Origin of the sequence: Flavobacterium myungsuense, assembly GCF_042677265.1 — a bacterium.
GTDB classification, from domain to species: Bacteria; Bacteroidota; Bacteroidia; order Flavobacteriales; family Flavobacteriaceae; genus Flavobacterium; species Flavobacterium myungsuense.
This window is the reverse complement of sequence record NZ_JBHTIZ010000004.1, coordinates 1-22,371: the sequence shown is the minus strand read 5'-3', so window position 1 is coordinate 22,371 and position 22,371 is coordinate 1. Positions and strand designations below refer to the sequence as shown.

The window sequence follows — 22,371 nt, the reverse complement described above, 5'->3', positions numbered from 1 at the left end:
GCTTAAATTTTTATTTGGGTAATCAATTGTTCAAATTTTGAAATTGTAGCTTCTAAAGACAGACTTGATTTTCCCCCAGCGGCATTGATGTGTCCGCCGCCATTAAAATGGTTACGTGCAAATTGATTTACATCAAAATCGCCTTGAGAACGAAAAGAAATCTTAATAATGTTTTCATCACGATGCTCAATAAAAATGGCTGCAAAATTAATGCCTTTTATTGTCAAACCATAATTTACAATGCCTTCAGTATCGCCTTTTACATAATGAAAAGTGTCGAGTTCTTTTTGAGAAAGCGAGGTATAGGTGGTTTTAAATTCTGGAAAAACTTTCATGTTTTGTAATGCTCTTCCTAGTAATTGCAATCTATCATAAGAATTATTATCGAAAAGCAAGGTTGGGATTTCAGTGTTTTCTGCCCCTAAATCAATTAAATCGGCAATAATTCGATGTGTTGTTCCTGTTGTTTTTGGAAAACGAAAAGAGCCAGAATCGGTTAGAATTCCAGTATAAATGCAAGTGGCAATCGTTTTGTCAATGAATTGCTTTTTATCAAGTTGTGCAATAAAATTATAAATCATTTCACAAGTAGAACCAAAACTAGTGTCAGAATAGGTGAATTGGGCAAAATCATCAGGGCTTTGATGATGGTCAATCATTACGAAAGTAGTTTGCAGTTTGTTTAAAACGTGCTCCATTTCTCCTGTGCGATGTAAAGCATTAAAATCTAATGTAAAAATAAGTTCCGATTCTTGAAGAATTTTAGTGGTGTTTTCTTTATCTTTTTCGAAAATCAAAACGTTCTCAGAACCTGGAAGCCAAGCTAAAAAATCTGGAAATTCGTTTGGTGCAATGACGATTGGTTCATGATTTAATTTCAGTAAAAAATGATATAGAGCCAATGTCGAACCCATGGCATCTCCATCTGGACTTCGGTGCGGAATTATAGCTATTTTTTTGGGTACTGAAAGCAATAATGCCAGTGCTTGAATGTCTTCCTTTTTCATAGGCAGCGAATTTACATTTTTTTACACTAATCCTGAAAACATTTATGAATAATCTAAGATTTTCATTGCTATAAATCTTCTAAATTAGAACTATTCCATTTTCTGTATAGCTTATATTTTGGTCCTCTAACAATTTGGGAACTATAAATGCCTATAGATCCTGAAAAAAAGTAAGCAATAACACAAGCAATTACAATATAAATGCCGCTTTCTAGTCCAAATAATTCCATTCCCATAATTGTACAAGCTATAGGAGTATGAGTAGCTCCCGAAAAAACGGCAACGAATCCCATGCCCGCTAAAAGGGCAATTGGTAAAGGAATAAATAATGAAAGTGAACTTCCTAAAGTGGCTCCAATAAAGAAAAGTGGAGTTACTTCTCCGCCTTTAAAACCTGCACCAAGTGTAAAGCCTGTAAAGAGAATTTTAAGTAAAAAATCATAATTTGCACTGGTATGGTTGAAGGCATCCACTATTGAAGGAATTCCTAAACCAATATATTTTGTAGTTACAATGAAGTAAAAGCTTATAGACAAAATTACTCCTCCAACAAATGGTCGAACCGGTGGATATGAAATATATTTTGAAAATAATTCATGCCAAAAATGGGTGGTTTTTGAAAAAAATAGAGCTGTTAATCCAAATAAAATACCTGAAATACTAACCCAAAATAGATTTAAAAACGAAAAATTTGGAACACTAGAAATAAAGTAATGTGTATGTTTTACATGCCATAATTCAACTACATAATAGGATATGTAGGCAACTAAGAACGAAGTAAAAACACTTTTGAAATTAATTCTGCTGAAAAAGACAACTTCTAAAGCAAATATTGCCCCTGCTAAGGGTGTTCCGAAAACAGAAGCAAAACCGGCACTGATTCCTAAAATTAAAATGGTTTTTCTCTCAGAATTGTTTAATTTGAATACCCTTGTTAGTTGATCTGAAATTGCCGTACTCATTTGTACTGCAGTTCCTTCACGTCCAGCCGAGCCACCCAAAAGATGAGTGATTAATGTTCCAATTAAAACCAAAGGTGCCATTAATAATGGAATGGGTTTTTGAGGATTCTCGTATTCCTCTAAAATCAGATTGTTGCCTTTTACAGCCGTTTTTCCATAATAATGATACACCAAACCAATGAATAATCCTCCAATTGGCAGCAACCATATTATCCATGAATTATTTTCCCGGTATTCAGTAACCCAATTTAAAGAAACTAAAAAAAACGATGATGTAGACCCTGAAAGTATTCCAATAATCAAACAAATTATAGTCCATTTGAAAAGGGTTTTAATAGAAAAATTTTCAGAATAATAATTCAAATTAAAAAGTTTAAAAAACAATAAAAGTAATCAAAATGCTTTACAAAAAAACCTATCAAAATGACAGGTTCTTTATTAAATATTTCTTGGTTTATTTTGAAGTTGCGATTACAAAATTCAGCTTCAATTTTACCCCCATCTGCATTAGGTCGACTAAATCTTGTACTTTATTATCAGCTGGAACTCGAACCACAACTACTTTATCATTGGCTGCAGTAGTTGCATCGTATAATGCTTGCTCTAATTGATCGAAAGACACTTCGGTTTTATTAATATAATATTTTTTATCTTCTGTAACGGATAACGATACATGATCTTTATTGGTTGTTTCGTTTGATTTTGCTTTAGGCAATGTTAATTTTATCACATTTGGATTTGCCAATGTTGAAATGATTAGAAAAAACAAAAACAAAAAGAACATAATATCGCTCAAAGACGAAGTCGGGATTTCGGGATGAAATCGTTTGTTTCTTTTAATTGCCATTTTGTGGTTCTTGAATTACATTAATTATTTCAAGCGTTTGTCTTTGTACTTTTAAAGTAAAGTTGTCAATCATCATGTTAAATAAATGATAGCCACAATAAGCAATAACCCCTACCACTAATCCCGCACCGCTACTAATCATTTTTTCATATAACCCTCCTGAAATGGTTTGAATATTCAAATTCCCAGTATTAGAAATGGTATGAAAAATTTTAATAACTCCCGAAATGGTTCCAATAAATCCGAGAATAGGAGCAATACCAGAAATTAATCCTAAATGCCCAAGACCTTTTTCCATTTGAGCAATCTCAATGTTTGCTGTTTTTTCCATTACCGATTCAATTTCGCTTATTGGCCTACCTATAATAGAAATTCCACTTCTTAAAATATTTCCTGATGCGGTATTTTCTCTACTACACAACATTATTGCGTTGTCTAATTTTCCGGTTTTTAATTGCATCTTAATGTCGTTTACCAAATTGACATCTTGCTTAGAAGCATTTTTGATAGATAAATACCGCTCGATAATGACATAAATACAGAAAAAAAGTAGAATAATTAGCGGATATATCATGATTCCGCCTTTTAATAAAAAATCTAAATAGGAAATATTTTCTGTAACGCTAACTTCAGTATTTGCTGGATTTGCAATAGCATTTGCAATGGTGTCAGTAACGGGATTTGCTTGTAATAGAAAATTTAAAATGACCATAAATTGTAGTTGTTTTTATTTTGTTTACAAAAGTGCATAAATTTTTAAAAAACTGCTCTATATTAGAATTTATTTATGAACAGACTTTTTATTATTATGTGAATAACGAAAAATTTGCTGATTAAGTATTCCTTTATAAAACAAAAAGAGTTTTTTGGTATCTAAATTTTAATTTTCGGATATAAAAGGTATTTTTGCACATGCAACACAACGTACTTATTTTAGATTTCGGATCGCAATACACACAACTTATTGCCCGACGCGTTCGCGAATTAAATATATTCTGCGAAATTTTTCCATTCAATCATTTTCCAACAGACTTGTCTAGTTACAAGGCGGTAATTCTATCAGGAAGCCCATTTTCAGTTCGATCTGACGATGCGTTACATCCTGATTTATCACAAATACGGGGCAAATTACCTTTGCTGGCAGTTTGTTATGGAGCCCAATATTTGGCTCATTTTAGCGGAGGCGAAGTAGCGCCATCCAATACTAGAGAATATGGCAGAGCTAATTTATCTTTCATTAAAAGTGAAGAACCTTTTTTTGAAGGAATTTCTGAAAATTCTCAAGTTTGGATGTCACATAGTGATACCATTAAAAAATTACCAACTAACGGTGTTCACCTTGCCAGTACAAATGATGTTAAGAATGCTGCTTATAGAATTGAAGGAGAAACTACTTATGCCATTCAGTTTCATCCCGAAGTTTATCATTCTACAGACGGGAAACAATTGTTAGAGAATTTTTTAGTAAAAATCGCAAATGTTCCTCAGAATTTTACACCAAACGCTTTTGTTGAAGAAATTATAACTGAAATGAAAGAAAAAATCGGAAACGATAAAGTGGTTTTAGGACTTTCAGGAGGTGTAGACTCAACAGTTGCAGCGGTTTTATTAAACAAAGCAATAGGTAAAAACCTATACTGCATTTTTGTTAATAATGGTTTGCTTCGTAAAAATGAATTTCAAAACGTCTTGAATCAATACGAAGGAATGGGTTTGAATGTAAAAGGAGTAGACGCTTCCCAACGTTTTTATGATGCTTTAGCAGGAATTACTGATCCAGAGTTGAAAAGAAAAGCTATTGGGAATGCTTTTATCGAAGTTTTTGACGATGAATCACATCGAATTGAAGATGTAAAATGGTTGGCTCAAGGAACCATCTATCCCGATGTTATCGAGTCGGTTTCAGTTAAAGGCCCATCAGCAACTATCAAATCGCATCATAACGTAGGTGGTTTACCTGATTTTATGAAGTTAAAAATAGTTGAACCTTTGCGAATGCTGTTCAAGGATGAGGTACGTAGAGTAGGAGCCACCTTAGGAATTGACCCTGAATTATTGGGTAGGCATCCCTTTCCAGGACCAGGATTATCAATTCGAATTTTAGGTGATATAACTTTAGAAAAAGTTCGTATCTTGCAAGAAGTTGACGCTGTGTTTATTGATGGTTTAAAATCGTGGGGATTGTATGATAAAGTTTGGCAAGCCGGAGCTATATTACTTCCTGTAAATAGTGTAGGGGTAATGGGAGACGAGCGAACTTATGAAAAGGTTGTTGCTCTAAGAGCCGTAGAATCTACTGATGGAATGACTGCTGACTGGGTGCATTTACCTTATGATTTTTTAATGAAAGTGTCTAACGATATTATAAATAAAGTTAAAGGAGTAAATAGAGTGGTGTATGATATTAGTTCTAAACCACCAGCAACAATAGAATGGGAATAATTTTAAATTCAAAATTTGAGAAAGCTTATTTTATTTTTTTTTGTAACTTGTGTATCAATAAATAATTTTGGTCAAAATATATCAAATGACCAACAATTTGATATTGTGAATCACGAAGTACAATCTAATGAATCTGTTATGATTGTATCAAAAAAATATTTGGTAGATCCTGCGGAAATATACAGATTGAATAGGTTTGCTATAAATGGTATAAGCCAAGGAATGGTTTTGAAAATTCCAGTTCTTAGAAAAGATATTTCTATTCCTGTGGCGATAACCCAAGATAAACCATCTCCAGAAGTTACTCAGGTTATTTCTGTGAATAAGATAGAAGAAAAACCATTAGTAAAATCGCTTGAAAATACTGTTGAGAAAGCAATTGTTGCAGTAGAAGATTCATCTCAAATCAATCACGTTGTTGAACCAAAAGAAACCTTGTATGGTTTATCTAAGAAATACAATGTTTCAGTAGAGGAGATACAATTAAATAATAAAGAACTATTAATTGAAGGTTTAAAAATAGGTCAAGTCATTAAAATTTCTTCAAAAAAGGCTTTAGAAAGTACTGAATCTAAATCGCTAAATAAGCAAAAAAAAGCTGAAATTGAGTTCAGACATAAAGTAGAACCTAAAGAAACGTTATACGCCATATCTAAGAAGTACAATATAAGTATTGACGAAATAAAGCAACATAACGAGTTTTTATTGCAAAATGGTTTGCAAATAGGTCAAACACTGATCATTAAAAGTAACAATTAAAATAAGATTTACATTGAGCTACTTCATTTTAAAAACAGAAAAAATCATAAAAATGAGAAATTTTATAGTCTCATTATATGTAGCATTTTCCATTTCTTGTTCCCTTTTTGCACAAGATAATAGTTTTACTAAGCATACTGTTTCGAAAGGCGAAACGATTAAAGAAATAGCCACTAAATATAAAGTAACGCCTTATGATATTTATAAAATAAACCCGGACTCTCAAACTGGTTTAAATGAAAATGATGTTTTGTTGATACCAACAGTAGCACAAAAAGAAACAGTTTTAAAACAAGAAAGCAAGCCTGTTTCTGAAATTGCATCTAAGCCTAAAGTTTCAAATTCGAACCCAAAAACTCACACAGCAAAGCCTAAAGAAAATCTTTACAGTATTTCTAGAGATTATAATGTAAGTGTTGATGATTTAAAAAGTTTGAACGAAGTGGCGCTTAAAGATGGTTTAAAAATAGGTCAAGTTATTAAAATTCCAAGTGGTGAAGCAACTGCTATTACAGAATCAAAACCTGTAATTGCAGAAATACCAGTTGTTAAAAAGGTAGCCAAAGAACCAATAGTTTCTAAAGCAGAAAAAGCAATTTACCATATAGTAGAGCCCAAAGAAACCAAGTTCGGAATTGCTAAAAAATATGGAATTACGGTTCAAGAATTAGAAGAACGAAACCCAGAAATTGTATCCAATTTAACGATAGGTTTTAAACTACTAATTAGTGGAGATGAAACAAAAAAGGCAGTTGTAATTCAAGAAGTTCAAAAACCAAAACCCGTAATTAAAGAAATTATTCAACAAGAAACCGTGGTAACGGAAGTTATTAGAACACAAAAGTTTAATGGTTTTGCTAATTATGAAGTTAAGCCAAAAGAAACACTTTATAGTTTGTCGCAGTCTTTTAATATTTCTCAAGAGGAATTAATGACTTTAAATCCGACTTTAAAAGACGGAGTTAGGATTGGTATGATTCTAAAAGTACCAGGTAAAGGTAAAATTGTAAATCTTTCCAATTCAAATGCTAAATTTTCTGACTTAACTAAAACCATCAACGCTAAAGACAAAAAGCAATTGGTATTATTACTTCCTTTTAATGCTTCAAAAATACAAGGAGATACCTTAAAAACCATTGGAGTTCGATTAAAAAAAGATGCGTTTTTAAACATGACACTCGATTTTTATTCAGGTGCTTTAATGGCAATTGATTCCGCTAAAACATTAGGTTTAAATGTTGAGGTTAAGATTTTCGATTCTGAGGAAAGTAAGTTAACTTCTAACGTTGTTAATGTAGTTAAAAACAATAATCTTCAAGAAGCTAATGCTGTTATCGGGCCTTTTTACCAACAATATGTAGAGAAAGTGGCAGAACTTTTAAATGATGCCAACGTTCCAGTTATTTCTCCATTATCTAAAGAAATAGGAAAATCCTATAGCAATTTATACCAAGCCATGCCACCAAGTGACTTCACAAAAACGGCTATGTTCGATTTTATGATGGCTAAAGGAGCGAATATTATTGTTGTCAGTGATCCTAAAAAAATTGCCAATAAAGAGTTTATTACTAAAAAATATCCGTCGGCCAAGTTTGTTCCTTTTACTGAAACTGGAGCTTTAGATATTATAACCTTTAAAACGTTGTTTGTAAAAGACAAGATGAATTATGTGGTTATGGATTCAGAACGAACAGGAATGATTTTAAGTACAACCAATGTTTTACTAAACGAATTGGTTAATTTTCAACTTCAATTGGTGATTATCGAACCTAATGGAACTCTTGATTTTGAAGAAATTTCTATGAAAAGACTCACTATTTTAAAAATGCTTTATCCTTCGCTCACTAGAGAAAATGATTCGCCAGAAGCAGTTATTTTTGAAAACCAGTATAAAGAAAAAAATAAAGTATTTCCGAGTCAATTTGCCACTCGAGGTTTCGACATTACATTTGATACTTTATTGCGGTTATCTCAAGGAAAATCTTTTGAAGTGTCAGCAAATGAAGATAAAACCGAACAAATAGAAAGCAAGTTTGAATATTCAAAAAAGAACTCTGAAGGCTATACAAACAAAGGAGTTTATATCATGGAGTTTCAAGAAGATTTATCAGTAAAACAAGTAAACTAATGACTTCAAAAGTAACCTATTTAGGCGATTTACGAACTACATCAACTCATTTACAATCAGGAACCAAAATTCTCTCCGATGCACCATTGGATAATAACGGTAAAGGAGAAGCATTCTCTCCTACTGATTTAGTTGCCAATGCCCTAGGCAGTTGTATGTTTACCATCATGGGAATTAAAGCTCGCGACATGAATATCAATCTTGAAGGTTCTACTGCTTCAGTAACTAAAATCATGCAAGCTGAGCCGAGAAGAATAAGTGCTATAGAAATTGTATTCGACATGAAATATGCTCCCGATGAAAAAACCAAAATCATCCTAGAAAGAGCCGCAATGACCTGTCCTGTTTTTTTGAGTTTACATCCTGAGATTGATAAGAGAATTACTTTTAATTGGAAGTAATGTAATTGCGAGGAGTTGCGAGGCACGAAGCAAAGTAATCTATAGTATACGATATAATCATAACTCTCCAATACAATTTAATTATATAAGGAAAATGCGACAGTTAACAAGTTAGCAAACAGTTTAGAAAATGAAAATACAATACAGAAAAAAACGACTTAATTTTAGCCTTATATTTGGAATCTTATGGCTATCAATAAGTTTACTCGGAATATTTACAAAGGAAAATTCTTCGTGGACAGATTATGGTTTTCTTATAATTTCATTTTTATATTTAGGAACTTATTTATACGAAAAAAAGAATCAATATATGACTATAGAAAATGGTGTAATTTCAGTAAATAAACCATTTGAAAAAAAAATAAATCTTACTGAAATAAAGCAAATTAAAAAATTTGCTGGAGATTATACATTGAAAACTGACAAAGCGGAATTGACAATCAACACGCATATAATTGAACCAAATTCACTCTCTGAATTGGATGCAGTATTGGAAAAACTAAACGTGGAATCAGATTAAAAACCGATTTGCTAATCGTTTCAAGCCATTTGCTCGTTTTGTTTAAATAAAAACATTAATGTTCATAACTTCGTTTTTTTATAGCGGAAAAACCGCAGTTCTATATGACGCAATCGGCTTGAAGCGGCAAAACGTTAAAGAAAAATCTACCTTGAATCCAGACCAAAAAAAACTCATCTAACTCGCTCATACAAAAATGCCTTTCGGCAAATACTATGGCTGGCTCAACTTCCGCAAGAATCCTTTTAAATTGATAAGCAGTTTTTTTACTGACTGATGTTGTTCCTCATGCAAAAAAAATGCTATATAATCGAAAATGATATACTAAAATGATATACATTTGTGATATAAATAAAAGTATATGAAAACAGTATCATTAAAAATAGACGATTCAATATTCGGAGAAACTGAAAAAATACTTTCACGTATCAGTATTCCTAGAAATCGATACATCAATGAAGCAATTGATTACTATAACAAAGTACAAAAAAGGCAAATTTTAGAGAAAAGACTTAAAGTCGAATCTGGCTTAGTCAAAAAAGATTCTATGAACATATTAAAGGATTTTGAAAAAATGGACTATGCAGATTAATCAATACGAAATTTGGATTGCCGATTTAAATCCACAAATAGGAACTGAAGCTGGAAAGACTAGGCCTGTTTTAGTTGTTCAGACAAATTTATTAAATAAAATCCCGCATCCATCAACAGTTGTCTGTCCAATTACAACTAATGTTCAAAAAGATTCTGATATTTTAAGAGTTCATTTGAAAAAAGGAATGGCAAATTTACATGAGAATTGTGATATAATGATAGATCAAATTAGAGCAATAGACAATAAACGATTGATCAAAAAAGTTGGAAATTTACCAAATGAATTAATTGACAAAATAAAAGAAAACATTTCTATAATAATTGATTTAGATTAGAAGTGCGAAAGAATAAAACATACTAATTTTCATGGCTAGTCTGCGGTAAATTGTTCGTTTACTTTTCATAACTTCGCTTGGTCGATTATGGTAATAATGATTTCCTTAAGTCGCCATGAGCTTTAGAATCGACCGTGATCACAAATATTAATGAAGAAATCAAGTATTGAAATAATTAGGCTGATTGCTGTAATACTCATTGTATTTACACATACCCGAAATGAATTAACAAATGGAATTGCTTATTTTATAGTTGAGAAAATTCCAACTTTTGGTACAGCCATTCTTTCTATAGTGTCGGGATATCTGTATTTTGAAATTTCCCGCTTTAAAAAAATTTTATTTATAAGTAAGATTAAAAGTTTGGCCATACCTTACTTTATATCTAATATTTTAATTTTATTGATGGCTTTGTTTTGCAATTATGTTTTGGAATACAATTCTCTTAACCGACTATCCTATGATTTCTCATTAATTACAGAAGGTGTTTTTGCACTTAATTCGCCCCCAATAAACCCTCCTACTTATTTCGTGAGAGATATTTTTGTGATATTCTCGATTATTGCATTAATTACTAAAAGAAACTTAAAAACTTTATTTGTTATCGTTCCCCTTCTGCTGTTTGGGACACTAATTTTAAGAGAAGATGTTGCTTTTTTATTTTTTATAGGATGTTTATATTCAAAATTCAAAAATAGTATTGATAAAAAAACACTTATAATTATATCCGTAATAATAGGAGTTATTATTTGGAATTATTTTATTGACTATCTAAAATTTCCTATTTCATTTTTGATTTTCATTTTATTAATTGATTTTCAATTCAAATTTTATAACACGGGGAAATTTTCTTATTTACTTCACTTATATCATTCTCCAATTATAGTAATTTCATATCCTATTTTGAAGATGTTTATAGAAAACCAATTATTTCTTATAGTTACTCAGATTATTGCTGCTCTTGTATTTACATATATATTGTTTATAATAACCAAAAAGTATACGGTTCTCAATATAATTAGTGGCGGAAGATAATATTTCATCTGTATGACTACCACAAATAGGAATATAATACTTCAGCCAACCTCCATTTTTCAATGTAAAGGGTTTAGGCTTATTTTATATATGTCTTTGTACTTGTAAAATTACTTATTAATCTTAAATTTAGGCTTCCTTAATGCGCCACATGTGTAGCAAGTAAACCTCTAAAAAACATCAAACCTTGAATCCAGACCAAAAAAAACTCATCCAACTCGCTCATACTAAAATGCCCTTCGGCAAATACGAAGGCTGGCATCTTATCGATTTGCCCGAATATTATGTGGTTTGGTATAATAACAAAGGATTCCCAAAAGGACAATTGGGCGAACAACTCCAACTCATTTATGAACTCAAATTAAATGGTTTGGAAGAATTAATTCGCAACATAAAAAAGCAATATCCAAAACCGTAAATTAGATTTTAGACTTCATAGATAAATTAGATTATTGGACCAAAATATAACAAATTAATTTTTCTAAAAATCCAACAATCTAAAAATCTAAAAATCGAATTATAATTGTATTTTTGCCTCGTTTTTTACACAACAATACAACTACAAACAACAACAAGTAATGAATCAAACGAAATATATTTTTGTTACTGGCGGTGTGACTTCTTCCTTAGGGAAAGGAATAATTGCAGCTTCCTTGGCAAAATTATTACAAGCACGAGGCTATAGAACTACGATTCAAAAATTTGATCCGTATATAAATGTCGACCCAGGCACACTAAATCCCTACGAACATGGCGAATGTTACGTGACCGATGATGGTGCTGAAACCGACTTGGATTTAGGTCATTACGAGCGTTTTTTAAACGTTCCCACTTCTCAAGCCAATAACGTAACCACAGGGAGAGTCTATCTTTCGGTTATAGAAAAAGAGCGAAGAGGAGAATTTCTTGGTAAAACCGTTCAAGTGGTTCCTCATATTACCAACGAAATTAAAGATAGAATGCAATTGCTTGGAAATTCAGGCGATTTCGACATTGTAATTACTGAAATAGGAGGAACTGTAGGCGATATCGAATCTTTACCGTACATAGAATCTGTTAGGCAGTTGGTTTGGGAACTAGGCGAAAACAACGGTATCGTAATTCATTTAACCTTAGTGCCGTATCTAGCAGCAGCGGGCGAATTAAAAACAAAACCAACACAACATTCCGTTAAAACGTTAATGGAAAGCGGTATAAAAGCCGATATTTTAGTCTGTAGAACAGAGCATGAAATATCAGACGAATTGCGTCATAAGTTAGCCTTGTTTTGCAATGTAAAACGTGAGGCGGTGATTCAATCTATCGATGCATCGACCATTTATGAAGTGCCAAATTTAATGTTGGAAGAAGGACTTGATATAGTAGCTCTAAAGAAATTAAATTTGCCTAAAAAAGCAGCTCCCGATTTAAAAAACTGGAACACTTTTTTACACCGATTAAAAAATCCAAAGCATACTGTAAATATTGGATTAATTGGAAAATATGTTGAATTACAAGATTCTTACAAATCTATTTTAGAAGCCTTTATTCATGCTGGCGCAACAAATGAAACGAAAGTAAATGTAGTTTCTGTTCACTCTGAATATATAGATGCTGAAAATGTTGCAGAAAAATTGCAAGGATTAGACGGAATTCTAGTAGCTCCAGGTTTTGGAGAACGAGGAATAGAAGGCAAAATAGAAGCCGTTCGTTATGCTAGAGAAAATAATTTACCGTTTTTCGGAATTTGTCTCGGAATGCAAATGGCGGTTATTGAGTACGCAAGAAATGTTTTGGGCTTAAAAGATGCCAATTCTACCGAAATGAATCAAGGGACAGCACACCCTGTTATTGATTTAATGGAAGAGCAAAAAGACATTACTGACAAAGGCGGAACGATGCGTTTAGGAGCTTGGAAATGCGATATTTCGCCTAACACATTAGCATACAAAATATACAAAAAAACAACTATTTTAGAGCGTCATCGCCATCGGTATGAATTTAATGGAAATTATTTAGCACAATTAGAAAATGCAGGATTAAAGGCTTCTGGTGTCAATCCTGATACGGGTTTGGTAGAAATCATCGAGTTAGAAAACCATCCTTTTTTCATTGGCGTGCAGTACCATCCGGAATATAAAAGTACGGTTGCAAATCCGCACCCATTATTTGTTAACTTTGTCGCCGCAATGGTAAAAAATAAAAAATCAGGAGCGAAATAGTAGTTTTGTTTATAAATGCAATTCCTGCTTTCCGTTTCAATCTTGTCATTGATAGCTTGCGCGGCAATCTCACAATAACAAGGATTTTCACTATAATCAGGGCTAGGGAATAAATTAGTTGTGTATTTATTAATTTTTTAAAGAATAAAATCAATGCTTATCGCTTAAAGTCATAAAACTTTAAGCAAAAAATAAAAAAAATGGAACAAAAAAAATTAGATTTTAATTCAATAATTGGTTTTATATTAATTTTCGGAATTTTGATATGGATCATGTATCAAAACCAACCCACTCCAAAAGAAATTGCTGCCGAGAAAGCTAAAAAAGAGCAGGTAGAAAAAGCTAAAAAAGCTAAAGTTCAGGAAGTAAAAGTAGCGCAAGTGATAAATAATCCAGTGCTTGACGACTCTTTGCAAATAGCACAATTAAAATCAACATTAGGAAATTTCGCTTATTCTGCAACATTACCTTCGGCCAAGGAATCGTTTACAACTTTAGAGAACAATCTTGTAAAAATAAAAATTGCCAATAAAGGAGGGTATATAGTTGAAGCCATACTTAAAAAATACGAAAGTATCAAAAAAGGTTCTGGTCAATTGGTTACGCTTATAAAAAACAATAACTCCGATTTGAATATTAGTTTACAAACGCAAGACAACAGAACGCTTCAAACAAAAAATTTATTTTTTGAACCTACACTTACTAAAGTTGGAGAAAATCAAATTTTATCCATGCGTTTAAAAGCTGGAGCAAATGAATTTTTAGAATACAAATATGTATTAAAGCCAAATGAGTATATGCTTGATTTCGATATTCGTTCTCAAGGTTTAAGCAAAGTTTTAAATACAAGTAAAGATTTAGATTTAGAATGGAATCTTAAAAGTATTAGAAACGAAAAAGGGATAGCTTACGAAAACCGATATGCTGAAGTATATTTTGAATACGAAGATGAAAAAATTGATTATGTAGCACAAGGTCAAGATAAAGAAGAAAATGCAGAAAAAGTAAGCTTTATTGCATTCAAACAACACTTTTTCTCGTCAATTTTGCTAACTTCAAAACCTTTTGAGAAAGGTAAAATGTTCTCTAACAATCTTGTTAATGACGAAACAGTCGATACGGTTTACACCAAACAATTCAAAGCTAATGTTCCTCTAGCGTTTAATAATGGTGAGATTGATTACAAAATGAATTGGTATTTTGGTCCTACAGATTACAATACTTTGAATAGTTATGATAAAAATATCGAAAAAATAATATCTCTTGGTTGGGGCATTTTTGGCTGGATCAACATGTTTATTTTCATTCCACTTTTCGGATTTTTAAGTTCAACTGTTGGGCTTTCATTGGGAATTGCAATTATAGTATTTACAATTATTATAAAAATTGCTATGTCTCCAATCACATATAAATCATTTTTATCGCAAGCCAAGATGAAAGTATTGCGACCAGAAATTGCTGAATTGGGAGAAAAATTCAAGAAAGACGCCATGAAAAAACAACAGGAAACAATGAAGTTGTACAATAAAGCCGGTGTAAATCCTATGGCAGGTTGTATTCCTGCATTGATTCAGCTTCCTTTTATGTATGCTTCGTTTCAGTTTTTTCCATCCGCATTCGAGTTAAGACAAAAGAGTTTCCTATGGGCGGATGACTTATCTTCATTTGATGAAATAGTAAAATTACCATTCCATATCCCATTATACGGCGATCATATTAGTTTGTTTCCAGTTTTAGCGTCAATAGCTATTTTCTTTTATATGAAAATGACATCTGGCGACCAGCAAATGGCAGCACCACAACAAGAAGGGATGCCTGATATGGGAAAAATAATGAAAATAATGATTTATGTTTCTCCAATAATGATGTTGTTTTTCTTTAACAGTTATGGCGCAGGATTAAGTTTGTATAACTTTATTTCTAATCTTATTACCATTGGTATCATGGTTGTAATTAAAAAGTATGTAGTCGACGAAAATAAAATTCATTTACAAATACAAGAAAACAAATTAAAAGAGCCTAAAGCCGAAGGAAAGTTTCAGAGAAAAATGAGAGAGATGATGGAACAAGCCGAAGAGCAGAAAAAAATTCAAAAGAAAAAGTAAAAAAAAAGCTTCCAATTACGGAAGCTTTTTTAATTTTATTTTTTTTACTAACATCAAAAATAATCGGAATGAAAAAAAATAAGTTTTTGTATTTTATGGTTACTATAGTTTTATTAGCCTTCCAAATAATTGCAGCACAATCTGATTTTAATAAGTTAGATGATAAAGGAAGAAAACAGGGGCTTTGGAAAGGATTCCACCCAGAATCTAAAAGACCAAAATACGAAGGGACATTTTTGCATGGTAAAGAGACTGGCATTTTTTATTTTTTTGATGATACGAATGCAAAATCAATAATTGCGACAAGAGAGTTCAATCCGAAAGACAATTCGGTTTATACCATTTTTTACGATCAAGCTAAGAATAAAGTAAGCGAAGGCAAACAAGTAAATAGGCTTTATGATGGTCAATGGAAGTATTATCATAAAGCTTCTAAAGAAATTATGACTATCGAAAATTATAAAAATGGAAAACTTGACGGATTGAGAAGCGTGTATTATCCGAGCACAAAAATTGCCGAAGAGACCTATTATCTTAAAGGAGTAAAGCACGGAAAATATAGAAAACATTCTGAAAAAGACGGAGTAATTCTAGAAGATTCTAATTACAATAATGGCGAGTTTGACGGACCAGCAGTTTATAAAGATCCAAACGGAAATATTGTTGCTCAAGGCAAATATGTAAACGGAAAGAAAAAAGGAATTTGGCAGTTTTTTGAAAACGGAAAATTAGTTAGCGAAGAAAATATGTCAAAGGTTAAGAAACTCGTAAAACCTAAAAGCAAATAAATTTTAAATTGTACTTTTGCTTTTAAATTTTTTTCACAATGAAACGTGTCGTTGTTGGTCTTTCTGGGGGAGTCGATTCTAGTGTTGCTGCTTATTTGTTGCAACAACAAGGCTATGAAGTCATTGGGCTTTTTATGAAAAACTGGCATGATGATTCAGTAACTATTTCAGATGAATGTCCATGGTTAGAAGATAGTAATGATGCATTGCTTGTTGCTGAGAAACTAGGAATTCCTTTTCAAACTGTAGATTTAAGCAAACAATACCAGGAAAAAATTGTTGACTATATGTTCAGCGAATATGAAAGAGGTCGCACGCCAAATCCTGATGTGTTGTGTAATAGAGAGATAAAGTTTGATGTTTTTATGAAAATTGCATTAAGTCTTGGAGCCGATTATGTTGCTACAGGACATTATTGTAGAAAAGGTGAAATTGAAGTTAACGGGCAGCCAGTTTATCAATTGTTATCTGGAAAAGATGAAAATAAAGATCAATCGTATTTTTTATGTCAATTATCGCAAGAGCAATTAGCAAAATCCCTTTTTCCAATAGGAGAATTAACAAAGCCTCAAGTTCGTGAGATAGCTGCAGAAATGGAACTAGTAACTGCTGATAAAAAAGATTCTCAAGGTTTGTGTTTTATAGGAAAAGTTCGTTTGCCCGATTTTTTACAACAAAAATTACAGCCAAAAGCGGGTTTAATTTTTGAAATCGATGCCAATCAAGAGATATATACTTTAAATAAATCAGAAAATAAATCAATCGAAGAATTATTAATTTCAGAATCGACTTCAATTGATTATACTCCAGAAATGGGCAAGGTTGTAGGCAAACATCAAGGGGCACATTATTTTACAACGGGTCAAAGAAAAGGCTTGAATGTTGGCGGAACTCCAGAAGCATTATTTGTAATTGCAACTAATGTAAAAACAAATACCATTTACACTGGTCAGGGAACAAATCATCCGGGATTATTCAAAAAAGCACTTTTTATTTCGCCATCAGAAGTGCATTGGATCCGAAAAGATTTGAGAATTTCTAATGGAGAAACTATGAAAGTTATGGCTAGGATAAGATACCGTCAGCCATTACAAAACGCCACATTGCATCAATATGAAAACGGAATATATGTTGCTTTCGACGAACCGCAATCTGCTATTACTGAAGGTCAGTTTGTGGCTTGGTATCTTGACGATGAATTAGTTGGTTCAGGAGTAATTTCGTAAGTTTACTTCATAAGAACAGTTTTTTATGAAAAAAATAGCCCTATTCGTATTTCTGTTTTCCAATTTTATTGCGTTTTCACAAGAAGATGCCTGGGTATATTTTAATTCAAAACCAGATTCACAAGCCTATTTCGAAAATCCATTAACAATGCTTACACAACGAGCATTAGATAGGAGGAAGCTTCAAAATATTCCTATAGATTTTATAGATATTCCTATCTATCAACCTTTTATTAATCAAGTAGCAGCAACTCAAGGAATAAAAGTTATGGCAAAATCGAAGTGGTTTAATGCTATTCATGTTCAAGGATTGCAATCCGACATTCAAGCACTTAAAACTTTAAACTTTGTTGAACGCATTGATTTTGCTAACAGAAGTTTGAATGTTACGGGAAAAGTTACAGCTCCAAAACGTATTAAGAAAATTAGTAAAACTTATGAAACGGAGTCTTTTTTTAATTATGCAAGTTCAGCTAATCAAATTCAAATGTTAAATGGACATTTATTGCATCAACAAAACTATACGGGTTCAGGAAAAATAATTGCAGTTATGGATGCAGGGTTTCCTGGTGTAAATTCAGCAGAAACATTTAAAAGGCTAAGAGATAATAATCAACTTTTAGGAGGTTATGATTATGTAAACAGAAATATAGATTTTTATTCTGGCGATTCTCACGGGACATTGGTTCTTTCAACAATGGGCGGCTTTCTAGAAAATCAATTGGTAGGAACAGCACCAGACGCTTCTTATTATTTATTTATTACTGAGGATGATAAAAATGAGAGTCCACTAGAATTATCGCTTTGGGTTGAAGCGGCTGAAGAGGCAGATAGACTTGGAGTCGATATTATTACAACTTCATTAGGGTATACCCAATTTGATAATCCTAATTATGATTTTACTTATAATGATATGAATGGTTCTTCAACTTTTATTTCAAAAGGGGTCGAGTTCGCATTTAGTCGAGGAATCGTTTGTGTAGTTTCTGCTGGAAATCAAGGCTCAAAAGCATGGCGTTATATATCAGCTCCTGCTGATGCTGTTCATGCACTTGCAATAGGCGCCATTGATGCAACAGGAAATTATGCGTCATTTAGCTCTCAAGGCCCTTCTTATGACGGAAGAGTAAAGCCAGATGTTGTTGCTCAAGGACAGCAATCGGTTTTATCTAATACCGATGGAGCAATAACTACTGCTAACGGAACTTCTTTTTCTGGGCCAATAATTGCTGGAATGGTAGCAAGTCTTTGGCAAGCATTGCCTGATAAAACGAATACAGAAATTGTGGATTTAATTAAACAATCGTCAAGTATATTTACTACTCCAAATGAAAAGGTAGGATATGGAATTCCAGATTTTAATTTGGCCTTAAATAATGCTTTAGGTAAACAACAGTTTTCAAAAAAAGAGTTTGTTTTTTATCCAAATCCTACACAAGATAAAATCTTAATTTCGTTTCCAAATGGATTCGAAAATGCTAATGTCACCTTTTATAATAACTTAGGTCAAAAGGTTTTTGAAAAAGAGATTTCAAAAGAAAATAAAAGTATTTTTTTAGATGATTTAAATTCTGGAATTTATTTCTACAATCTTACCTCAAATAGGTATTCTCAAACAGGAAAAATAGTGAAACAATAATGAATAAAATCACTCAACTTTTTAATATAAAATACCCAATAATTCAAGGTGGAATGATTTGGAATAGTGGCTACAAATTAGCAAGTGCTGTCAGTAATTCGGGTGGTTTGGGACTAATTGGTGCAGGGTCGATGTATCCTGAAGTATTGAGAGAGCATATCCAAAAATGCAAGAAAGCTACAGATAAACCCTTTGGAGTAAATGTGCCAATGTTGTATCCAAATATCGAAGAAATTATAAAAATTATTGTCGATGAAGGGGTAAAAATTGTATTTACTTCAGCAGGAAATCCCAAAACGTGGACCTCTTATCTAAAAGATAGGGGGATTACAGTTGTACATGTTGTGAGCAGTTCTAAATTTGCTTTAAAAGCTCAGGAAGCAGGAGTAGACGCGGTAGTTGCAGAAGGTTTTGAAGCTGGCGGACATAATGGAAGAGAAGAAACGACTTCACTTACTTTAATTCCGATGGTAAAAGAACAAATTACAATACCTTTGATTGCCGCTGGTGGAATTGCTACCGGAAAAGCAATGCTTGCCGTTATGATTTTAGGCGCAGATGGTGTTCAGATAGGGAGTCGTTTTGCAGCTTCGTTAGAGTCGTCATCGCATGAAAATTTCAAGAAAAAGATTTTAGAAACCAAAGAAGGTGATACACAATTGACATTGAAAGAGCTTGCTCCTGTTCGATTAATTAAGAACAAATTTTTTGAAGATATTCAGCAATTATATGCAAAATGTGGTACAAAAGAAGAACTAAAAGAGTTATTGGGAAGGGCAAGAGCAAAACGTGGTATGTTTGAAGGCGATATGATTGAAGGCGAATTAGAGATTGGTCAAGTTGCAGGATTAATTCATGAAATTGAATCAGTTCACAAGATAATAAATGATTTAATTTCTGAATTTGAGATTTCGAAAAATGATTTAAAAAGAATTAGCTTTTAATTTACTATTTTTGGACACTTAATTTATACAATGAAATCAATAAAAAAAATAATACTATTCTTGTTTTTGACAACATTTATTCAACAATCCTATTGTCAAGTCTACAAATTTCAAACCACAGGTTTTAGTGTTTTAGAAAAAAACGAAAAAGGGAATTGGGGTAAATGGTCTGATTTACAAGACGCTTCAATAGTTATTACATTAGATACTACTAAAAATAGAATTGTCGTTTATTCTCAAGAAATTCAGCTTTACGAAATTATGAATTATGAGAAAGTTCAAGAAAATGAAAATGACGAAATATATACTTTTCAATGCCGAAATGATGACGGTGAGCCTTTTGTGATTTCAATAATCAAAAGGAAAAATCAAGAAAATAGAAAGCAACTTTATATTAATCAAAAAAATGTTATTGTTGTTTATAATATTAAAAATTTTATAGGTTAGCATTATAAATGATTCTATTTTTATTTTTAAATTAATTTGTTTAGTTTAATCTTCTTTTTAATTAAAGCAACTTATTAGAATTTAAATTCAACCTTTTTTTTTCTTCATTTTTTTTAAATTCAATCCAAAATTGTTTTTAATAGATTTTTTTAGTTTTTGAGTTCCTTTTTTTAAATTTATTAATGAATATTTTTTATAAATACTTGATTTTAAATGTTTAAAAAAAACAGCAAGTAATCAACTATTTGAGTGAAATTGTTAATCAATTTGTTCATAATATTTAAACTATTAAAATTTTCATCATGATTAATTCATTAATATCGTTTTGGAATATAGTTCGTTATTTTTAGTAGAATTTTCTTATAAATTATACTGTAATGTTATATAAATAGAAAATATTTTTTTTTAAATGTTTTTAGTTCATTGTTCTATATTTTTTTAATGTGTCAATTATATATGCTTATGAGAATTATTACTCTTAGTACAAAAAAACCTTCATTTTTCTTATCTTTTTTTGCTTTTTTTATAAGCTTAAATTATTCCTTTGCACAATGTCCTACAGTTGTAAATGCTATTCAATCTTTTTGCGACTCTCGACCTACCCCTGCTAGAGTTAGTGATCTTATTGCTACAGATAATGGTGGTGGTGTTAGATGGTATATAGTGCCTACTGGTGGTACTGCCTTAAATGCGACAACTGTTTTAAATCCTGGGTCATATTATGCAGATAGTAATGCGGGCAATTGTGGAGTACGACCTAGAGTAGATGTAACATTTTTTACAAGGCCATCACCATTTGACTTGCCTTCCCCAACTTTTTGTGTTGAATCTACGGTAGCAAATCTTCAACAAAAAATAAATGGTAACGATTTAAGATGGTATCTTAATCCAACTGGAGGTTCTCAATTAGCAAGTTCGTGGCCTTTAAGTAATAACATAGATTATTATGCAAGTCAATTCATATCTAGTTCTGGTTGTGAGACTTTAAGGAGTAGAATCAGGGTTAGGATAATAATTCTAGCACCTCCAACGGGTAATCCTGTTCAGCAAATATGTTCAAGTCCTTCACCAAGAATTTCAGACTTTACTGTAAATATAGATCCCAGTAATACGATTTCTTGGTATTTTCCTTCAGGAGTGGAAATAGTAGATCCATTTAATACATTTATACAAGAAGGTGATCTTTATAAGGTAACACAATCAGATAATACATGCGAAAGTCTTGGTTTGTCAGTTTACGCAATTTTTGAAGACCCAAATAATGCAGGTAGTGATGGCGCTAAAGGCTTTTGTATTTCTGACTTACCGACAACTCCACCTTTTGATTTGTATGATTTACTTGGCGGAAATCCAGACAAAACTGGTGTTTGGTCAGGAGATTTACCAACAATAGATGGGTATTTAGGAAAAGTTAATATTTCTTCCCTATTGCCTGGAGATTATAATTTTAATTATGAGGTTTCTACTTCTACAAAGTGTGCGAAATCCACTTCAAAAGTAACTATTTCTGTTTTGCCATTACCAACAGTTTCTATTTCAACTAAAAGGCCAACAGTTTGTTCAGGAACGCCCTCTAGAATAGATTTTGAAGGAACTCCATTAGCAACAGTAACATATACGGTGAACGGTGTGATTAACACTATTGTTCTAGACCCAGACGGAGAAGCATGGTTGAATACTACTCAAAATGACACCTTCGAATTAGTTAGCGTAGCTACTAGTGGCACACCAAGTTGTAGTCAAAATCAGACTGGAAGTGTTACAATAACAGTTTTGCCATTACCAACAGTAAGTTTAAACAGTCCGTCGATATGTCCGGGAGAGACAGCAACACTAACGGCTACACCAGCAATAGCAGGAACCTATACTTATGAATGGGAAGTACCAGCGGGAGTCACTAATCCAGGAAATGTTGCCTCATTTCCGACAACAATTGCAGGAACCTATACCGTTACAATAACAAATTTGACAACCAGTTGTAAGAGTGCTAT

21 protein-coding genes are annotated in these 22,371 nt (G+C 32.2%); 17 read left to right on the top strand and 4 right to left on the bottom strand.

What is annotated here, in order from left to right; all coding sequences use genetic code 11:
* Window positions 1-2: 2 nt before the first annotated feature.
* The 4 genes from ACFQ0S_RS00290 to ACFQ0S_RS00275 form a co-directional block, all read right to left on the bottom strand.
* Window positions 3-1,007 (bottom strand): DHH family phosphoesterase, encoded by a 1,005-nt coding sequence (locus ACFQ0S_RS00290; RefSeq protein ID WP_379755043.1) that lies wholly within the window; start codon window positions 1,005-1,007, stop codon window positions 3-5.
* A gap of 68 nt (window positions 1,008-1,075) precedes the next feature.
* Complete coding sequence (locus tag ACFQ0S_RS00285) at window positions 1,076-2,332, bottom strand: voltage-gated chloride channel family protein (protein WP_379755046.1); 1,257 nt, start codon at window positions 2,330-2,332, stop codon at window positions 1,076-1,078.
* Window positions 2,333-2,423: 91 nt separating this feature from the next.
* Window positions 2,424-2,816, bottom strand: coding sequence for an ExbD/TolR family protein (locus tag ACFQ0S_RS00280; RefSeq protein ID WP_379755050.1), 393 nt, complete (start codon window positions 2,814-2,816; stop codon window positions 2,424-2,426).
* Window positions 2,806-3,528 (bottom strand): MotA/TolQ/ExbB proton channel family protein, encoded by a 723-nt coding sequence (locus tag ACFQ0S_RS00275; RefSeq protein WP_379755053.1) that lies wholly within the window; start codon window positions 3,526-3,528, stop codon window positions 2,806-2,808. Before ACFQ0S_RS00275 ends, ACFQ0S_RS00280 begins: the two co-directional genes overlap by 11 nt.
* Before the next feature lie 200 nt (window positions 3,529-3,728).
* On the opposite strand from ACFQ0S_RS00275, the gene guaA reads away from it, so the two are divergent.
* The 17 genes from guaA to ACFQ0S_RS00190 form a co-directional block, all read left to right on the top strand.
* A complete protein-coding gene (guaA, locus tag ACFQ0S_RS00270; RefSeq protein WP_379755056.1) occupies window positions 3,729-5,258 on the top strand; it encodes a glutamine-hydrolyzing GMP synthase in 1,530 nt (509 codons plus the stop codon).
* A 105-nt stretch (window positions 5,259-5,363) separates the two neighbouring features.
* On the top strand, window positions 5,364-6,017 hold the full coding sequence (locus ACFQ0S_RS00265) for a LysM peptidoglycan-binding domain-containing protein (RefSeq protein WP_379755058.1): 654 nt from the start codon (window positions 5,364-5,366) through the stop codon (window positions 6,015-6,017).
* A 52-nt stretch (window positions 6,018-6,069) separates the two neighbouring features.
* The gene (locus tag ACFQ0S_RS00260) at window positions 6,070-8,145 is read left to right on the top strand and encodes a LysM peptidoglycan-binding domain-containing protein (protein ID WP_379755061.1); all 2,076 of its coding nucleotides are present in this window, start codon (window positions 6,070-6,072) and stop codon (window positions 8,143-8,145) included.
* Window positions 8,145-8,546: an OsmC family protein gene (locus tag ACFQ0S_RS00255; RefSeq protein WP_379755064.1), complete on the top strand. Its 402-nt coding sequence runs from the start codon at window positions 8,145-8,147 to the stop codon at window positions 8,544-8,546. The genes ACFQ0S_RS00260 and ACFQ0S_RS00255 overlap by 1 nt, the downstream gene beginning before the upstream one ends.
* Window positions 8,547-8,676: 130 nt before the next feature.
* Window positions 8,677-9,066, top strand: a complete 390-nt coding sequence (locus ACFQ0S_RS00250; RefSeq protein ID WP_379755067.1) for a hypothetical protein — start codon at window positions 8,677-8,679, stop codon at window positions 9,064-9,066.
* 361 nt (window positions 9,067-9,427) lie between these two features.
* Window positions 9,428-9,658, top strand: coding sequence for a hypothetical protein (locus ACFQ0S_RS00245; protein WP_379755070.1), 231 nt, complete (start codon window positions 9,428-9,430; stop codon window positions 9,656-9,658).
* Window positions 9,648-9,995: a type II toxin-antitoxin system PemK/MazF family toxin gene (locus tag ACFQ0S_RS00240; protein WP_379755073.1), complete on the top strand. Its 348-nt coding sequence runs from the start codon at window positions 9,648-9,650 to the stop codon at window positions 9,993-9,995. The genes ACFQ0S_RS00245 and ACFQ0S_RS00240 overlap by 11 nt, the downstream gene beginning before the upstream one ends.
* Window positions 9,996-10,145: 150 nt before the next feature.
* Complete coding sequence (locus tag ACFQ0S_RS00235) at window positions 10,146-11,030, top strand: acyltransferase family protein (RefSeq protein WP_379755076.1); 885 nt, start codon at window positions 10,146-10,148, stop codon at window positions 11,028-11,030.
* Window positions 11,031-11,217: 187 nt separating this feature from the next.
* Window positions 11,218-11,448, top strand: coding sequence for a DUF3820 family protein (locus ACFQ0S_RS00230; protein WP_379755079.1), 231 nt, complete (start codon window positions 11,218-11,220; stop codon window positions 11,446-11,448).
* A 160-nt stretch (window positions 11,449-11,608) separates the two neighbouring features.
* A complete protein-coding gene (locus ACFQ0S_RS00225; protein ID WP_379755082.1) occupies window positions 11,609-13,231 on the top strand; it encodes a CTP synthase in 1,623 nt (540 codons plus the stop codon).
* Window positions 13,232-13,431: 200 nt separating this feature from the next.
* Window positions 13,432-15,336, top strand: coding sequence for a membrane protein insertase YidC (gene yidC / locus ACFQ0S_RS00220; RefSeq protein WP_379755085.1), 1,905 nt, complete (start codon window positions 13,432-13,434; stop codon window positions 15,334-15,336).
* 68 nt (window positions 15,337-15,404) lie between these two features.
* Window positions 15,405-16,124, top strand: coding sequence for a toxin-antitoxin system YwqK family antitoxin (locus tag ACFQ0S_RS00215; protein WP_379755088.1), 720 nt, complete (start codon window positions 15,405-15,407; stop codon window positions 16,122-16,124).
* 38 nt (window positions 16,125-16,162) lie between these two features.
* Window positions 16,163-17,350, top strand: a complete 1,188-nt coding sequence (gene mnmA, locus ACFQ0S_RS00210; protein WP_379755091.1) for a tRNA 2-thiouridine(34) synthase MnmA — start codon at window positions 16,163-16,165, stop codon at window positions 17,348-17,350.
* 25 nt (window positions 17,351-17,375) lie between these two features.
* Window positions 17,376-18,989, top strand: coding sequence for a S8 family serine peptidase (locus ACFQ0S_RS00205; protein ID WP_379755094.1), 1,614 nt, complete (start codon window positions 17,376-17,378; stop codon window positions 18,987-18,989).
* Entirely contained in the window at window positions 18,989-19,933 is a 945-nt protein-coding gene (locus ACFQ0S_RS00200; protein WP_379755097.1) for an NAD(P)H-dependent flavin oxidoreductase, read from the top strand. Before ACFQ0S_RS00205 ends, ACFQ0S_RS00200 begins: the two co-directional genes overlap by 1 nt.
* Window positions 19,934-19,963: 30 nt before the next feature.
* Entirely contained in the window at window positions 19,964-20,380 is a 417-nt protein-coding gene (locus tag ACFQ0S_RS00195) for a hypothetical protein (RefSeq protein ID WP_379755100.1), read from the top strand.
* A 462-nt stretch (window positions 20,381-20,842) separates the two neighbouring features.
* Window positions 20,843-22,371: hypothetical protein (locus tag ACFQ0S_RS00190; protein ID WP_379819036.1), on the top strand; the 1,529-nt coding region annotated here is incomplete at its 3' end.